The 17525-nt window shown below is 36.2% G+C and carries 14 protein-coding genes; 5 read left to right on the top strand and 9 right to left on the bottom strand.

What is annotated here, in order from left to right; all coding sequences use genetic code 11:
• Window positions 1-105: 105 nt before the first annotated feature.
• Together LUA90_RS12175 and pdhA are read right to left on the bottom strand one after the other, a co-directional pair.
• Complete coding sequence (locus tag LUA90_RS12175) at window positions 106-1770, bottom strand: pyruvate dehydrogenase complex dihydrolipoamide acetyltransferase (RefSeq protein ID WP_231491103.1); 1665 nt, start codon at window positions 1768-1770, stop codon at window positions 106-108.
• Between the two features lie 30 nt (window positions 1771-1800).
• Window positions 1801-2796: a pyruvate dehydrogenase (acetyl-transferring) E1 component subunit alpha gene (gene pdhA / locus LUA90_RS12170; protein ID WP_231491101.1), complete on the bottom strand. Its 996-nt coding sequence runs from the start codon at window positions 2794-2796 to the stop codon at window positions 1801-1803.
• Between the two features lie 754 nt (window positions 2797-3550).
• Between pdhA and LUA90_RS12165 the strand changes: the two genes are divergently transcribed.
• The 3 genes from LUA90_RS12165 (at window position 3551) to LUA90_RS12155 (ending at window position 5605) form a co-directional block, all read left to right on the top strand.
• On the top strand, window positions 3551-4108 hold the full coding sequence (locus tag LUA90_RS12165) for a C40 family peptidase (RefSeq protein ID WP_231460548.1): 558 nt from the start codon (window positions 3551-3553) through the stop codon (window positions 4106-4108).
• A 178-nt stretch (window positions 4109-4286) separates the two neighbouring features.
• On the top strand, window positions 4287-5381 hold the full coding sequence (locus LUA90_RS12160; RefSeq protein ID WP_231491099.1) for a CapA family protein: 1095 nt from the start codon (window positions 4287-4289) through the stop codon (window positions 5379-5381).
• 38 nt (window positions 5382-5419) lie between these two features.
• Window positions 5420-5605, top strand: coding sequence for a hypothetical protein (locus LUA90_RS12155; protein WP_231491097.1), 186 nt, complete (start codon window positions 5420-5422; stop codon window positions 5603-5605).
• Window position 5606: 1 nt separating this feature from the next.
• Here LUA90_RS12155 and LUA90_RS12150 read toward each other — a convergent pair whose 3' ends face one another.
• The 3 genes from LUA90_RS12150 to LUA90_RS12140 form a co-directional block, all read right to left on the bottom strand.
• Entirely contained in the window at window positions 5607-5825 is a 219-nt protein-coding gene (locus tag LUA90_RS12150) for a helix-turn-helix domain-containing protein (RefSeq protein WP_231460545.1), read from the bottom strand.
• Between the two features lie 96 nt (window positions 5826-5921).
• The gene (locus LUA90_RS12145; RefSeq protein ID WP_231460544.1) at window positions 5922-6107 is read right to left on the bottom strand and encodes a hypothetical protein; all 186 of its coding nucleotides are present in this window, start codon (window positions 6105-6107) and stop codon (window positions 5922-5924) included.
• Window positions 6108-6259: 152 nt separating this feature from the next.
• The gene (locus tag LUA90_RS12140) at window positions 6260-8302 is read right to left on the bottom strand and encodes a M13 family metallopeptidase (protein WP_231491096.1); all 2043 of its coding nucleotides are present in this window, start codon (window positions 8300-8302) and stop codon (window positions 6260-6262) included.
• A gap of 89 nt (window positions 8303-8391) precedes the next feature.
• On the opposite strand from LUA90_RS12140, the gene LUA90_RS12135 reads away from it, so the two are divergent.
• A complete protein-coding gene (locus LUA90_RS12135; protein WP_231460542.1) occupies window positions 8392-9324 on the top strand; it encodes an SPFH domain-containing protein in 933 nt (310 codons plus the stop codon).
• A 257-nt stretch (window positions 9325-9581) separates the two neighbouring features.
• On the opposite strand, the gene LUA90_RS12130 is transcribed toward LUA90_RS12135, so the two are convergent.
• The 4 genes from LUA90_RS12130 to LUA90_RS12115 all read right to left on the bottom strand — a co-directional run bounded on the left by LUA90_RS12130 (window position 9582) and on the right by LUA90_RS12115 (window position 14593).
• The gene (locus tag LUA90_RS12130) at window positions 9582-11783 is read right to left on the bottom strand and encodes a carboxy terminal-processing peptidase (RefSeq protein ID WP_231491094.1); all 2202 of its coding nucleotides are present in this window, start codon (window positions 11781-11783) and stop codon (window positions 9582-9584) included.
• Between the two features lie 255 nt (window positions 11784-12038).
• Complete coding sequence (locus LUA90_RS12125; protein WP_231491092.1) at window positions 12039-12722, bottom strand: hypothetical protein; 684 nt, start codon at window positions 12720-12722, stop codon at window positions 12039-12041.
• A gap of 29 nt (window positions 12723-12751) precedes the next feature.
• On the bottom strand, window positions 12752-13594 hold the full coding sequence (locus LUA90_RS12120; RefSeq protein ID WP_231491090.1) for an isoaspartyl peptidase/L-asparaginase: 843 nt from the start codon (window positions 13592-13594) through the stop codon (window positions 12752-12754).
• Between the two features lie 99 nt (window positions 13595-13693).
• Window positions 13694-14593 carry a cyanophycinase gene (locus LUA90_RS12115; protein WP_231460538.1) on the bottom strand — a complete coding sequence of 300 codons (900 nt, stop codon included), beginning with the start codon at window positions 14591-14593 and terminating at the stop codon, window positions 13694-13696.
• A gap of 261 nt (window positions 14594-14854) precedes the next feature.
• Between LUA90_RS12115 and cphA the strand changes: the two genes are divergently transcribed.
• Window positions 14855-17470, top strand: coding sequence for a cyanophycin synthetase (gene cphA, locus LUA90_RS12110; protein WP_231460537.1), 2616 nt, complete (start codon window positions 14855-14857; stop codon window positions 17468-17470).
• Window positions 17471-17525: the final 55 nt, after the last annotated feature.

Below are 17525 nucleotides of genomic sequence, written 5' to 3'. Positions count from 1 at the left end.
GCGGGACAAATATTAAAAACCAAAAAAGCTTCCCGATAAATCAGGAAGCCTTAAAAATATTACGAGATCCTTCGACTAGCTCAGGATGACAATTGCTTTTTAATGTTACGCTAACAATCTAATTGGCTCTTCTAATAATCCTTTTAAAGTTTGTAAGAACTGTGCTCCGGTTGCGCCATCAACCACACGGTGATCGCAACCTAAAGTCAATTTCATTACGTTTCCAGGAACCACTGCCCCATTTTTAACCACAGGAACCGCTTGTATAGCACCTACAGATAAAATTGCACCATCAGGAGAGTTGATAATTGAGGTAAACTCATCAATGCCAAACATACCTAAGTTAGAAACGGTAAAGGTTGAACCTTCCCAATCTGCAGGTTGTAATTTCTTAGCTTTTGCTTTGCCACCGAAATCTTTAACCTCTGCAGAAATGTGAGATAATGATTTACCATCAGCAAAACGCACAACAGGTACCAATAAGCCATCTTCAACTGCCATAGCAACACCAATGTTAGTATGCTCGTTGAAACGGATTTTATCGCCACCCCACGATGAATTAACTGCCGGATGTTTTTTCAACGCAACAGCAACTGCTTTAATAACCAAATCGTTAAAAGATACTTTAACAGGAGCAACTGCATTGATAGCTGTACGAGCGGCCATTGCGTTATCCATATCAATACTTACCGTTAAATAGAAATGTGGAGCAGTAAATAAACTTTCTGCCAAACGTTTTGCAATTACTTTACGCATTTGCGAAACAGGTTGTTCGGTATATTTAACTTCGCCAACATAAGTTGGAATTACCGGAGCGGCAGCAGGCTTCGGACTTTCTGACTTCGGACTTTCAGATTGTTGCGTAGCAGCTGGCTTAAAGTTTTCGATATCTTTTTTAATGATACGTCCACCTTCTGCACTACCTGCAACTTGCGATAAATCGATTCCTTTATCTTTAGCAATTTTCTTAGCTAAAGGAGATGCTTTTACACGGCTATCAGAAGAACTTTCTGGAACAGGAGCAGATGTATTTGCATCGGCAGTAGCAGTTTGTTTTTCTTCTTTCGGAGCTTCTTCTTTGCTTTCAGCTTTTGCTCCTGGCGCAGAACCGCCAGCTAAAATTCCGCTAACATCAGTTCCTTCCGGGCCAACAATAGCAATAATTCCATTTACTTTAGCAGCCGAACCTTTTTCTACCCCAATGTGTAATAAAGTACCGGTTGCATAGCCCATAACTTCCATAGTAGCCTTATCGGTTTCTACATCAGCTAAAACATCATCATCCTTCACTTTATCGCCAACTTTTTTATGCCATTCAGCAATTACGCCTTCAGTCATTGTATCGCTTAATAAAGGCATGCGGATAACCGTAACACCTTTAGCTGCTAATTCTTCTTCGCTTAAACCACCGCCTTGGGCAGGAGCCGCTTCTTCTTTTTTATCTTCAGCTTTGGGCGCTGCATCTTCAGATTTCGGGCTTGCCGATTCCTGACTTCCTGATTCAGCCTCTAATGCCGCTTTGTAATCTTCGCCTTCTTTACCAATAACGGCCATAACAGCATCAACCGGAACAGCAGTACCTTCTTCTACACCAATGTATAAAAGAACACCATCCCAATAAGATTCCATATCCATTGTTGCTTTGTCAGTTTCTACTTCTGCCAAAACATCGCCGCTTTTCACTTTATCGCCTACTTTTTTGTGCCACTTAGCCAAAACCCCTTCGGTCATGGTGTCGCTCATTTTGGGCATTTTAATTACATCAGCCATTATATCTAATTAATTGAAATCTTTATAAAATTAGTCCATTACGTAAGGGTAGTTCTCAGTCATGTATACATCTTTGTACAACTCAGATGCATCTGGCCAAGGAGATTCTTCTGCAAATTTCACAGCCTGGTCTACCGTAGCTTTAACTTTAGCTTCTACTTCTTCAATCCATTTTTCATCAGCATACTTTTCTTTAAGAATAGTTTCTCTTGCATGCTCAACCGGATCTTTTGCTTTATAATCTTCTAATTCTTCTTTAGAGCGGTATTTAGCAGGGTCAGACATAGAGTGACCGCGGTAACGGTAAGTTCTCATTTCTAAGAAAGTTGGTCCTTCACCTTTACGGGCACGTTGAATGGCCTCATCCATTGCATTGTGTACAGCAACAGGGTCCATACCATCAACAGGAGCGCAAGGCATATCAAAACCTAAACCTATTTTGTAAATATCTGTCATGTTTGTTGTGCGTTGTACCGACGTACCCATTGCATAACCGTTGTTTTCGCAAACAAAAACCACAGGCAATTTCCACAACATAGCCATGTTAAAAGTTTCGTTTAATGCACCCTGGCGCACCGCACCATCGCCCATATAACAAATATTTACGTTGTCTGTTCCTTTATATTTTTCTGCAAAAGCAACACCAGCACCTAGTGGAATTTGACCTCCAACAATTGCATGGCCACCATAAAAGTTATGCTCTTTGCTAAACATGTGCATAGAACCACCTTTACCTTTAGAGCAACCAGTAGCTTTACCATACATTTCAGCCATAATACTATCGGCACTTACGCCTAAAGCTAATGCATGAGCATGATCACGGTAAGTAGTAATCATCGAATCGCCTTTTTGCATTGCAGAAATTGCTCCTGCAACTACAGCTTCTTGTCCAATGTATAAATGACAAAAGCCACGAATTTTTTGTTGTCCGTATAACTGGCCAGTTTTTTCTTCGAATTTGCGCATAAGCAACATCGACTCGAACCACTTCAACCAGGTATCTTTATTTATTTCTACTGCACTCATTTTAAGGTTATTTGTTTTTTGCGACAGCAAATCTAATTTTTTTATTGTAATTTTTGTCACTTTCTATTGTAAAAACATCATAATAATAGGGTTAAAATATCACTTAATAGTTGTTTTACAATTAAATAAATCAAATCTCTGGCATTTACACTAAGTAGCCGATTTTATAGAAGTTTAACTTTGCAATTTTTCAAGATATTGATTTTAAATACAAGTAAAATTTAATTCTGCAAAAGGCAAATTATTCATAATATAAAGATTTTTAGAAAGGCAATTGAAGTAGTAAATCGGTTACATCAGTCCCGCCATTCGCATTATCTTTTTTATCGAAATTTTCTGCTGATTTTTAGGAATTGCATCAAAAAAGTATAATTGCTGCTGTCGGGCTTATTTAATTTGAGCCTGTTCTAATAAATACCATTTTACAGCCTGTATAATTTGGTTATCGTTAAAACCATTGTTTTAGAAATTAACTTTAAGCCTTTAATGATTACAAAATATCATAACTAAATATGTGTGCGAAAACAAGTTTTGAGTTTTTCTTCGAAATAAATACTTGTGATAAATCACAAAACCTATAGCTATATTCCTATCAAAGCATCTTCCAAAAAAGAAAAAATGTTAATAACTTTAGGTTTTTAACAACAAACATTTGGATAACATTTGTTTAATTAATAATTTTGAAACTCAGACAATAAGCCCTAGCTGGTGTACGTTAATGTGTAAGTGAAGTACCCAAACATAACTGTATAACATGATTAAAAAATTTTTGTTTTCATCTCTAATCGCTATTTGCACGCTCTCCGCCGCATTTGCGCAAACAAAAACAAAAGAAACAGGCAAAGAATTAAATGACCCAGATAACCTGGCTTCTCAGTATTTTTCTCAGGTTATGGGTGTAGCTGTAGATGCAACATCTAATTTAAAATTATACAAATTCGTTTACGAATGGATTGGAACGCCTTACAGTTTCGGTGGAAATACCAAAAGAGGCATCGATTGTTCAGCTTTTACCAAAGCTATTTACGATAAAGTTTTCAACACAACCATCAGAAGAAATTCAAGAGATATTTTTAGCATGGTTGATCCATTATCTAAAGAAGATTTAAGAGAAGGCGATTTAGTTTTCTTCAAAATAAAAAGCAGAAGCATTTCTCACATCGGTATTTATTTAGGAGATAACAGATTTGCTCACGCATCAAGTTCTCGTGGGGTAGTTATCAGCAATTTAAATGAGCCTTATTACAGCCGTTATTTTTATAAAGGTGGCCGTATTTTAGAGTCGTTTAAGAAAGATTTTACAGTAGAATAAATAAATTTAAGATTGTAGAATAACGACTTAAAATAAATATATACAATCCTCCAAAAGCAATTTTGGAGGATTTTTTTATACATACCCCCGTTCAACTATAGTCGTCATTCTGAATTTATTTCAGAATCTTACAGCGATAGCTATTTATTGGAAGCACATAACTTTAATTGACTACTTAATGAAATTAACCGCTAGCATAATTCTATCATTCCTCATTTTAATAGCAATTATCAGTTGTACGAGCAATAATGCTCAAACCCTACCTATCGACAAAGCAGATACTGTTGCCAGAAAAATAAAAGATACAATTACCATAACTGCAGTTGGCGATATTATGCTTGGTTCGGCATTTCCATCCAAAGTTAATCTTCCACCCGATGATGCTGTAGGTAGCTTTAAGGCGGTTGACAGTCTTTTAAAAGGCGACATCGTTTTTGGAAATTTAGAAGGATGCTTTCTAAATTCTGGAAATTCTACAAAATGTAATGGCATTAATCCAAACAATTGTTACGCTTTCAGAATGCCCGAGCGTTATGCAGGCATCTACAAAAAGGCAGGTTTTAATGTTTTAAGTATTGCCAATAACCATGTAGGTGATTTTGATGCAAAAGGCCGTAAAAATACCGCAAGAATTTTAGATTCACTCCAAATTCATTATGCCGGCCAGCTAAATAAACCTTTTGATGTTTTTGAAAAAGATAGTGTTAAATATGCCTTTTGTGCCTTTGCTCCAAACGAAAATACCGTATCAATAAATAAAATTGATAGTGCTAAAGCGCTGGTTGCAAGGCTTAAAGCAATTGCTGATATTGTAATCGTTTCTTTTCATGGTGGAGGAGAAGGTGCAAGGTTTGAACACGTAACACGAAAAAACGAAATTTTTTACAATGAAAATCGTGGAAATGTTTACGCATTTGCGCATGCTGTAATTGATGCCGGTGCTGATGTGGTTTTGGGGCATGGGCCGCATGTAAGCCGAGCTGTAGAAGTGTATAAAAATAAATTTATAGCATACAGTTTAGGTAACTTTTGTACTTATGGCATGTTTAGCCTTAAAGGTTCAAATGGTTTTGCACCTCTTTTGCAGCTTAAAATTAATAGTAGAGGCGATTTCTTATTTGCAAATATGATTTCGGTTAAGCAAGATAAAATTAACGGTTTAACGCTTGATGAAAATTATACTGCATTTAAGAAAATTAAAGAGCTAACGGATATTGATTTTAATGGCCATCAATTAAAATTTGAAAACAATAAAATAAGCTTAAAAGATTAAAGTTTGCTTAACCTCCCTATAATTAAGACCATTTGTTAATGAAAAATTTAATTTACATACATTATATAATTTGCATAAGCGCAGTAATTTTAGTTTTTGCTGCTGCATTTTACATCAACCAAAATCCTAAAAATTTATTGTCTGCTGGTATAATTATTCTTGCAGGTTCGGTAGTAGCCTATAGCCAATATCTGATTATCAAAAGCAAAAGAAAAAATAAGTAGATTATTTTTGTATTAGTATTTCTTCAGCAGATAAGTTTAAGATTAAAGCAATATGGAAGAGTCTTTCCAGAGGTATATCTTTTGCTTGCTTTTCGTTTTTAGAGTAGGTGGCGGTAGCAATGTTAAGCAGGCCAGCCATTTTTTCTTGAGTAATTTTTAATTCAACTCGTCTCGTACGAATTGTATCACCTATAAGTTGATATCGCATATCTTGTCCCATAATTTAGAGTTTTAAATAAATTTTGGGATGATTTTGAGAATGCAAAAATACGAATATGATCGCATTCTCAAAACAAATTATAGGAGTTAATGAAGTTTAACTTTCATCTTTAGTATTCTTAACCAGGCCAATACCTGATACAAAGAAAATCAAACCAATTATACCGTAAACCATCAGTCCGCGTGTATCTTGGCTGTGTTGTACAAAACCATAACCTGCATAAATTAATCCAATAACACCTAATATGGTTAATATTGTTCCAAAAGTGCGTTTTACATTCATATGTTAAAATTTATCAGAGTATAATACAATAATGGTTTCGTTTTGTTTTAAACTTCGTTAAATATGTTAAAAATAAAAGCCACAGATCTCACAGATGATTAATCCGTAAAATCTGTGGCTAACGTAAAAATCTATTTACTTGTTATTAAAGATTACCAAACGCCTAATCTATTCTCAGGCGCAATGTACATTTTTGCTGTTGCCGGTACATTAAATGCTTTATAAAATGCTTCCATATTATAAACTGGGCCATTTACTCTGAACATTTCCGGGCTATGTGGATCAGTTTTTAAACGCACACGCATTGTTTCATCACGATTCTTGATTCTCCAAACCTGAGCAAAACTTAAAAAGAAACGTTGATCTGGAGTAAAGCCATCAATTTTATCAGTTTCTTTTCCTTGTTTAGTTAATTTAAACGCATCATAAGCAATATTTAAGCCGCCTAAATCTGCCAGGTTTTCGCCCATTGTCAAGGCACCATTAACATGTTGATTATCTAACAAAGCAAAATTACTGTAGAATGCACCAACTTTGTCTGCCTTGGTTTTAAACTTAGCAGCATCTTCTTTTGTCCACCATTCTTTTAAATTTCCGGTGGCATCGTATTGTCTGCCCTGGTCATCAAATCCATGAGTCATTTCATGACCAATTACAGCGCCAATCGCTCCATAATTAATGGCATCATCAGCATTAAATGCAAAAAATGGAAATTGTAAAATTCCGGCAGGGAAAACAATCTCATTGTAGGCAGGATTATAATATGCGTTTACAGTTGGCGGCGTCATAAACCATTCGCTTTTATCAACTGGTTTACCAAGCTTATTAATCATTTCTTTATACTGATTTTTTTCAGCCGATTGAAGGTTAGCAAAAAATGTATTTTTAGCTATCTCCACATCATCGTATTTTTTCCATTTATCAGTATAACCGATTTTCTTTACAAAGGCATTTAATTTTTCCAGTGCTTTTTTCTTGGTTTCAGCACTCATCCAATCTAGTTTTTTTATTCTATCCTCATACACTTTTTGCAAATTATTAACCAGCTCAAGCATTCTCTTTTTAGCTTCTGGTTTAAAATATTGCTCCGCATATAACTGACCCAATAAATCGCCTAAATTATTATCAGTATTATTTACCATCGATTTCCAACGCTCTTTTTGCGATTGGCGGCCAGCTAATGTTTTATCGAAAAATTCAAACCTGGCATCTCTAAACTTTTGAGGCAGGGCATAGGCTTTACTGTTTAAAGCATCAAACTTTAATTTTTCTTTCCAAACGGCTATTGGTTGTGTTTTTATTAAGGCCGCCAATGTTTTATAATATTTGGGTTGGCGTACAATTATTGTATCTACACTTGTACCCAATTTGCTTAAAACACTTTTAAAATCAATGTCCGGCACTTGTTTTTGAAAATCTGCAACAGCAAATTTATTATAGTTCTTTACCGGATCTCTCAACTCAACGGGCGTAGAGTGCGATTGTGCAATCGTTGTTTCAAGCTTAAGAATATCGTCAGCATATTTTTTACTGTTTGCAGAATCACCAGCAAGCGCAAAAATTTTAGAAATGTATGCCAAGTATTGTGTTCTTATCTTTTTTGCCTTATCATCCTGGTCTAAATAATAACTTCTCTCTGGTAAATTAAGGCCGGTTTGCGAAAATACCAACGCATTTTTATTACTAATTTTATCATCAGGTTCAACGCCGAAGCCAAGTAAATCTCCCTCTGCATTTTTGTAGCCATCGGCAACAAAGTTGATTAAATCTTTGCCATCTTTAATCGCATCGATACGAGATAAAAGTGGCTTTATTGGCTCAATGCCTAGTTTTTCGATGGTAATTGAGTCCATTCCGCTAGCGTAAAAATCGCCAACTTTTTGTTCTGCAGTACCTTTGGTTGCATTTCCTTTTGCAGCCTGCTCTAATATGGTTTTTAGGTTTTTAAGGTTATCATTATACAAAGTATAAAAAGATCCCCAACCAGTTTCGGTTTTTGGAATTTCGGTTTCTTTAAGCCATTTTCCATTCGCATAAAGGAAAAAGTTATCACCAGGTTTTACGGTTGTATCCATACCGGCTGTATCAAAAAATACAGTTCTTTGGTCAGCCTCATTTGCCTGGTGGCTTTTGTCATTTTGGCAAGCAGCTAACATTAACAACACAGCTGCAGGCAGAATTAATTGTTTTTTCATACGTTTCTAAAAAGTTAGTTAAGTAAAGCTACAAAATGCAGCAGGTAGTTTATATTAAATTTTTTCTAACTTCATAAAAAAATCTAGTTATGCAATATACAATCTACATTCTCATTTTTATTGGTGTTATCATTCTATTAAGCTCTTTTGTTACGGTAAAGCAAGGTACTATAGCAGTGGTAACTGTTTTTGGTAAATACCAACGTTTGCTTCGTCCGGGTTTAAATTTTAAAATTCCATTAATCGAGCAAATTTATTCACGTATTTCCATCCAGAATCGTTCCGTAGAACTGTCATTTCAGGCGGTTACTCAAGATCAGGCTAATGTGTATTTTAAAGCCATGTTGCTTTATTCGGTTATAAATCAGGATGAAGAAACCATAAAAAATGTAGCTTTTAAATTTGTTGATGCGACCAACCTAATGCAGGCGTTAATCAGAACAATTGAAGGTTCTATTCGGGCTTATGTTGCCACCCAAAAGCAGGCAAATGTATTGGCACAAAGAAATGAAATTGTGCTACATGTTAAAGAGCAAATCGACCAGGTTTTAGATGGTTGGGGTTATCACTTGCAAGATTTACAGTTAAACGATATTACTTTCGATGAAGAAATTATGCGCTCGATGAGTCGTGTTGTGGCTTCAAATAACTTAAAAGCAGCCGCAGAAAACGAAGGACAAGCGTTATTAATTACGAAAACAAAAGGCGCTGAAGCCGATGGTAATGCCATAAAAATCGCTGCAACTGCCGAGCGTGAGGCTGCTCAACTTCGTGGTCAGGGTATCGCATTATTTAGAGAAGAGGTTGCAAAAGGTATGACAAATGCGGCCCACGAAATGCAACAAGCTAATTTAGATACTTCGGTAATTTTATTCACTATGTGGACTGAAGCCATTAAACAATTTGCAGAGTACAGCGAAGGCAATGTTATTTTCCTTGATGGCAGTACTGAGGGAATGAACAATACCATGAAGCAAATGATGGCAATGCAACAAACTCAGGCAAATAACGCAAAAAAATAATATTATTTGAAAAGCAAAGGCAGTTAGTATTCGGTTTAACCAGTCAGGCTGTTCGCTAAATCTTTTTTGCTTTACCAAAACCTTACAAAGTTTTTGGCTGTATTGTTTCATAAAGTTTCATAACTCTGGCCTTCAGAAGCAAAAAAGTATACCGCTACCATCCTGTTTATTTACAAAGGTTGCTGCATCAAAAAGCAAATTGCATAAAAAAACCCGATAGCTTATTTCACTATCGGGTTTTTCTTAAATAAATATTATTAAAACTTCGGCGAAGAACCTAAGCCTAAATTCATAACGTAACTACCCGACTGTTGCATAAAATCACCCATAACATGCAACGATTCATCCTCAATGAAGTCAAAAGCATCTTGTTTGGTAACTTTTTCACCTTTCTTTAATGCAGGTAAACCTCTTGCTGTTCTCAACTCGTTTGCACGAGCCAAAGATTTAGTCTCCTGTGCGTCACGCTCCGATTTAAGTTTTGCCTCGTTTAACGTAACCGAAGTTTCTGCATCACGTTTTTTCATTTCGGCAATGTCTTCCTTCAGATATTTAAAATCTAATGAATTAGAAACACGTTGTTCGCTATTTTTAATCAGATTAGGCTTAACTGCCGTTAAATTTGCAACAGATTTAAAGTTTGATTTTGGAATTACATCCCATGGCAATGCAGACGGCTCGGTATCTTCACCAATTTTATCCATTGGATAAAGCGATGGGAAAGTTACATCAGGTACAACACCTTTATGTTGTGTGCTGCTTCCGGCTACACGGTAAAATTTAGCCATTGTTAAATTAATCTGACCAAGGTTAATATCTGCTGCTGTTGCTGCTGCAGCGCCAGAAGGTGCTGTGCCAGTTGTTTTGTTTTTAGTGATAATGCCGGCAATTCTTTGCAACATACTTGGGTTAACCAATTTGTTTAAATCGATTGATGATTGCACAGTTCCTTTGCCATAGGTTTGGCTTCCCATAATAATACCACGGCCATAATCCTGAATCGCTCCGGAAAAAATTTCAGATGCAGATGCACTTAATCTATCTACCATCACTCCAAGCGGTCCATCCCAGGCAACACCCGGCGCTTCATCTTCATTAATCTCAATTTTGCCGCGTAAATCTTTAACCTGTACAACCGGCCCTTTATCAATAAATAAACCCGTTAATGAAATAGCCTCAATTAAAGAGCCACCGCCGTTACCGCGTAAATCCATTACAATTGCATCAACCTTATCAAAAGTTTTTAGCGAATCAATTAATTTCCTCACATCACGGGTTGTGCTTTTATAGTTTTTATCACCTGCATTAGCAGCTTTAAAATCGGCATAAAATGCAGGTAATGAAATTATACCCATTTTATATTCTTTGCCATTTTGTGTAATGGTTTTAACTTTTTTCTTCGCCGATGTTTCTTCCAGAACAATTTTATCTCGAATTAATGAAATGATAACTGGTTTCGAAGACATCTCTTTTCCAGATGGAATCACTTTTAAGCGAACTTTTGTGCCCTTAGCGCCTTTAATTTTTGCAACAGTAGCATCTAATCTCCAGCCTACAACATCTACAAATTCTCCATCGCCTTGCGCAACAGCAATAATTTTATCACCCGGACTTAATTGTTTGTCCTTAAAAGCTGGTCCGCCGGCAATAATTTCCGAAATTTTGACCACTTCGTTTTCTAATTGTAAACGAGCGCCAATACCTTCAAATGAACGCGACATGTCTTCGTTAAAAGCAATAGCATTAACAGGGTTGAAATAATTGGTATGCGGGTCAATAGATTCAGTAAATGAGTCCATCAATATCTGGAAAACATCCTGATTATTGGTTTTAGACGTTTGAGATTGAAGATTTTGATAACGCTTGGTTAAAGTTTCAATACTTTTTGGTCCGGTTGTGCCTGCTAAATTCAAGTTAATTAACTCATACTTAACACGTTTTTTCCAGGTATCATTAAGTGATGCAATGGATGTTGCCCATGGCATTTTCTCTCTATCGTAAACGTATGAATCTGTTTGATTAAAATCGTATTTGTTTTTGATTTGAGCCAATGAATATGTGAAATACTCATTTAAACGTTTAGCATAAACATTGTAGATGTAAAAAGGACCACTTAAATCGCCATTTTTGAAATCGTCATCAAGTTTGTATCTGTATTTTTCAAACTCCTTAATATCAGAAGCTATAAAATAGTTTTTACCTTGATCTAAAGATTTTATATACCTATCTAAAATAATAGAAGATATTGAATCGTTAATTTCGAGTTTTTTATAGTTGTAACTCTCAATTAAATTAACCACCTCTCTAATTACAAGCTGTTGTTGCTCATCTGGCTTAACATTTACTACACCTTCAACCATAGGTTGGGGTTTCGGAGCCGCTTGACAAGAGAGAACTGCCGCCGTAAATAGTACAAAAAATATTCTCTTCAACATCTCTTTAAATAATTTAAAATCCATTTCAAATTTTATATAGCCAATATGATACCATTTTATCAAATAAACAAAAAAGCGGAAGTATTATTTCCGTCTCTTTTTAAAATGTACCAAATCTAACCAAAAGCTTTTTATTTTTCAATCCACTAAAACAACGATAATGTACGCCTTTTGTTTTGAAATGAAGAATTAGCTTGGTTTAATGAATGAAATTTACATCAAGATTATCACTATGTTAAATAGTGTTAAAATTGTTTTGATGAGGATGGAAGATATTGGTTATTTCTTTGCAGATGTTTTAGAAGCGATGACTTCTCGGGCATCTTTAATCTGAGATTTATATGATGTGTTTTTAAGCGAACGCGAAAGAAGTTCAGCCTGATTTAAGTCTCTGCTTGCTAAAGTATAGTCTTTCTTTTTAATTTTTACCTGAGCCAAGCCAAGAACTGATTCTATGTAAGCACTATTGTTGCTTAATTGCTTAGCTAAAATACCTTGCTGGGTGTAAAACCACATAGATTGAGTATATTTATTACTAGCCAGATAAACCTTACCAAGTAAATTATAGGTATTCATTTGCCCGCTACGGCTACCCATTTTCGAATAATTTTTTAAAACAACATTTAACAGAATCTGCTCTGCATCGCCAAAACGACCTAATAAATAGTGCATGTTGCTCATTTTGGTAAGCGCTTGTACGTAAAGATTAAGATTTTTTACGGCATTAAATTCAAATGCAGCTTTGCCAAACAGCGTTAGGGCTTCGTTGAAATCGCCTTTGCGTTCCAAATCCTCTGCATCTTCAAAAAAGTTATTACCTTCTGCCAAATCATATTTAGATACAGCGATATTGATAGCACTTCCGCCTATACCTGGTTCTTGATTATCAGATTTATCAATGTTTTGAGCATTAAGTTGTAGGGATGCAAAGAGGCTTATAAAAGCCACAACTATTTTAGTCATGCAACAAAAATAATACTTTAAATTAGATTTTAGCTAAATACCTGTAAATTAACATCGAAAGATGCCCAAACCATGTATGGGTGAGAATCGCAGTGGTAAATTTCTCCCCCGGCGGTTATTCCAACAACGCCTGCAAAGCCATCAAAGGCTTTTAATTCTTTGAAAGATTTATCAGCGGCATCTTTTAGTGAAAAACCATCTGTTACCCGTGTTACAATTTTTGCGGCCAATGCACCGCTAACAATATCTTCGCCAACACCGGTACAAGATATACCAGCAAATTGGTTTGCATAGTTTCCGGCAACGGTTGCAGAATCACTTACGCGGCAAGGAATTTCAAAACCTTTACCACCGGTTGATGTAGCAGCTGCAATATTTCCATCTTTATCCAAAGCCACACAACCTACTGTACCTTTATTGTTTTGCTGATTTAATTTGGCTTGGTATTCTTGCTGTCTTTGTGCTGTAATCGGGTTAAAAAAATCGAAGCCGTTTTTTCTTGCAAAATTTTGCGCACCTGCACCACTCAAAACGCGATCATCGTAATCCATTAATTTTAAAGATAACTCAACAGGATGCCTAACATCTTCAACATTGATAACACCGCTAAACTTTTCAGTTTTTCCATCCATTAGTGCAGCACTCAATCTAACCTTACCATCACTTTGTATTTGTGAGCCAATGCCAGCATTAAACAATTCATTATCTTCCAGAAGTGCAACAGTGTAAACTACAGTTTCTAGAGCGGTATGATTTTTTAAATACTGGTGTCCAAGTGTTACAATTTCTGCAAGGGCATCTTGCTTTGCTTTTTTGGTTTCTAAGTTTGTAGATGACTCGCTAAAAAAGCCACCATGAATAATTAGTTTCATTTTGTTAGTTTCTAGCTATTAGTATTAAGATGTCAGTATCAGATATTAAGACTAATAGTTATTAAGGTTTTTTATCCTTTTTGCTTTAAGCTTGCTGAACTATGCTACAGGAATAACTTTTGGATGGTGAATCACAAGGCTGTGATCGGTTAAATCATATACATCACCATCACACATAACATGCACCACCATATTTTTTATCGAAACTGGTTGCCCCATCTCTACATCAGTTAAGTTTGTATCGGCCATGTTTCTGCCATCAACCAAAATTACCATTCCAGAGCCGATGGCTTCCATGGTATGTCCATCAGAAATAAATAAACCGGTATCTTCGCCTAAACCAATGCCTAAAATACCAGGGTTACTAGCTGCTGCATACAATAAACGGCCAATTCTACCGCGTTGTACAAAATGTGTATCAACAATAACATCATCAATAAAACCTAAACCACCTGTTATTTTTACTTCACCTTTAAGTAAGGCATCTTTGCTGCTGCCTTGATAAATCATGTTTTTAGAACTTGCAGCAGCACCAGCAGATGTGCCGGCAATAACTACGGCTTCATTCTTATATTTCTCCAATAAAATTTGATGGATTTTTGTTCCCCCGAATATTGACGATAGCCTTAATTGGTCGCCACCAGTAAATATGATAACATCAGCGGCTTTAATTCTTTCGCAATTTTCTTCAGCATTTGCATCTTCGCGGTTAGCAATATTTAATACGCCCAAATTATGAACATCAAGTTGAGCATAAGCCTTTATATATTCTTCACCAACTTTTTCTGGCATTAAGGATGCCGTTGTAATGATTTCAAATCGAGATTCTGCATCCTTAACAGATTCTGTGGTAATTCTCTTTAAAATTCCACGCTCAAAAAAATTCATGTTTTCTGGCAGTCCAAATTGCGTTTCTGCAAAGCTACCAGTATTTATTGCCCCACCTATGATGATAAGTTTACCTTTCGGAACCATTCTTTGTGTATTAGTATTTATCAAAAAACTCAAATATATCAGCTTATGATAAAAAACACGACTTTTTTTGTCAATAATATTCACTTTATTAACAAACGTGCAAAAAACTTTATTTTAAATCGGCTTTCTTCGGGTTGAAATTAAAACAATTACACTTTAAATTGATTTAGGTATTTGATTATCACTAATTGAAAATAAATGTATAATTTACAGTCACTAAATTCTGCTCAATTAATAAATGAAAAGGGCATCTCCAAGCCTTATTAAACGAATACAAAACTTTACATGAAGATATTAAATATACAAGTATTAAGAGGACCAAACATATGGTCTATCAGTCGTAAAAAGCTAATCCAAATGCGTTTAGATTTGGAGGATTTAGAGCAAAGGCCAACCAATACCATAGATGGATTTAGTGATAGAATAGAAAAACTTTTGCCAAGCATGTTTACCCATCGCTGCTCTAAAGGAGTAGAGGGAGGCTTTTTTACCCGTGTGAAAGAAGGAACGTGGATGGGGCATGTTATAGAACATATTGCATTGGAAATTCAATCGATAGCTGGTATGGAAACTGGCTTTGGAAGAACCCGCCAAACAAAAACCGAAGGTATATATAATGTCGTATTCACATATCTGGAAGAAAAGGTAGGCGTTTATGCTGCCGAGGCAGCCGTTAATATTGCCCAAGCTTTAATTGATGATGTGGAATATGACTTGGAACATGATATTCGAAGAATGAAAGAAATCCGTGAATTGGAGGCTTTAGGTCCAAGTACGGGCTCTATCGTTCAAGAAGCGGTGAGCAGAAGCATCCCCTGGATAAGATTAAATAAAAGTTCTTTAGTACAGTTGGGTTATGGTAAAAATCAAGTTCGTTTTCGTGCTACCATGACAGAAAAAACAAGTAGCATTGCGGTAGATATTGCCAGTAATAAGGAAGAAACCAAACGCTTGCTTACTGAGGCGGCTATCCCTGTTGCAAAAGGCGTTACCATTTCAAATCCTGATGATTTAGAAGCATCTGTGGAGAAAGTGGGTTTCCCATTAGTTTTTAAACCTCTGGATGGTAACCATGGTAAAGGCGCCACCATAAATGTTAAAACTTTAGAAGCTGCAAGGGCTGCTTTTGAATATGCAAAAACATATTCAAGAAGAGTTATCATAGAAAAGTTTATTACCGGATATGATTTTAGAGTACTCGTAATTGATAATAAAGTTGTAGCGGCAGCTCAACGCGATCCAGCTCATGTGCGGGGCAATGGCATCCATACTATTCAGGAACTAATAGATAAGGAGAATGAAGATCCTCGTCGTGGTTACGGGCATGAAAATGTATTAACAGAAATTAGCGTTGATAGAGATACACTGGATTTATTAGCTAAAAAAGAGTACACATTGGAAACGATTCCTGAAAAGGGCGAAGTTGTTTACCTAAAATCAACGGCTAATTTAAGTACCGGAGGCACCTCTATAGATGTTACTGATATTGTTCATCCTCAAAATATCTTTATTTGCGAAAGAATATCAAGAGTTATTGGACTGGATATTTGCGGTATTGATATCATGGCACAGAACTTAACCCAACCGCTTACCGAGAACGGGGGTGTCGTTTTAGAGGTAAACGCCGCACCAGGTTTCAGAATGCATTTGGCGCCTAGCGAAGGCTTACCAAGAAACGTTGCGGCTTCGGTTGTAGACATGTTATATCCGCAAGGGCGATTGTCTCAAATACCGATTATTGCTGTAACCGGAACTAATGGAAAAACCACAACCACGAGGTTAATTGCACATATTGTAAGGAGCAATGGTAAACGTGTTGGCTTTACTACTTCTGATGGCGTATATGTACATAATACTATGCTGATGAAAGGTGACACAACCGGACCAGTCAGCGCAGAATTTATTTTAAAAGATCCAACGGTAGAATTTGCAGTGCTCGAAACTGCACGCGGTGGTATTTTAAGAGCTGGTTTAGGCTTTAATGCATGCGATATTGGCGTTGTTACTAACATACAAGAAGATCATTTAGGCCTTTCTGATATTCATACGCTTGATGATTTAACAAGGGTTAAAGCCGTTGTTATTGGCGCAGTAAGAAGAAAAGGCTGGGCTGTTTTAAACGCTGATAATGGTTATTGTGTACGTATTGCAAAGGATGCCCGTTGTAATGTCGCTTACTTTAGTATGGATGAAAATAATCCGGTTATTAAAGAACATTGCCGTAAAGGTGGCGTAGCTGCAATTTACGAAAATGGTTTTATCACCATTAAAACCGGAGATTGGAAGCTGCGTGTGGATAAAGCAACACATATTCCATTAACTTTCGGTGGCTCCGTTAATTTCATGATTCAAAATGTTCTTGCAGCAACACTTGCTACTTATTTGTGGGGTTACAAACCAGAAGATATTCGTTTGTCTTTAGAAACTTTTATTCCTTCAGCAGCTCATACGCCGGGCAGAATGAATGTTTTCAACTTTAAAGATTTTAAGGTTTTAGTTGATTTTGCACATAATCCTGATGGTTTTAATGGTGTAAAAGCTTATTTGCAATCTGTTGAGGCAACCAAACATGTTGGAATTATTTCAGGTACTGGAGATAGGAGAGATGAAGACATTATAGAAACTGCAAGAATTTCTGCCCAGATGTTTGATAAAATTTATGTGTGCCAGGAGAAATATTTACGTGGCCGCGATCAGCAGGAATTGGTTGATTTGTTATTACAAGGAATCAAAGAAGTTGATCCTAATAAAGAAGTTGTAGTAAACAATAAAAGCACTGCATGCCTTCAGGATGCGATTGATACGGCTGAAAAAGGTTCCTATATTACCATTTTAAGTAATACAATTGATAATACCATTCAACGTGTTACGGAGCATTTAGATAGAGAGCTGGAAGGTTAACTTGCCAAAAAGCCATGAACAAAGAAGCCCCGAAAATTTCGGGGCTTCTTTGTTT

The organism is Pedobacter sp. Leaf170 (genome assembly GCF_920984665.1).
Taxonomy (GTDB): domain Bacteria; phylum Bacteroidota; class Bacteroidia; order Sphingobacteriales; family Sphingobacteriaceae; genus Pedobacter.
The sequence above is the reverse complement of the archived record's forward strand: the minus strand, read 5'-3'. Positions and strand labels throughout refer to the sequence as shown.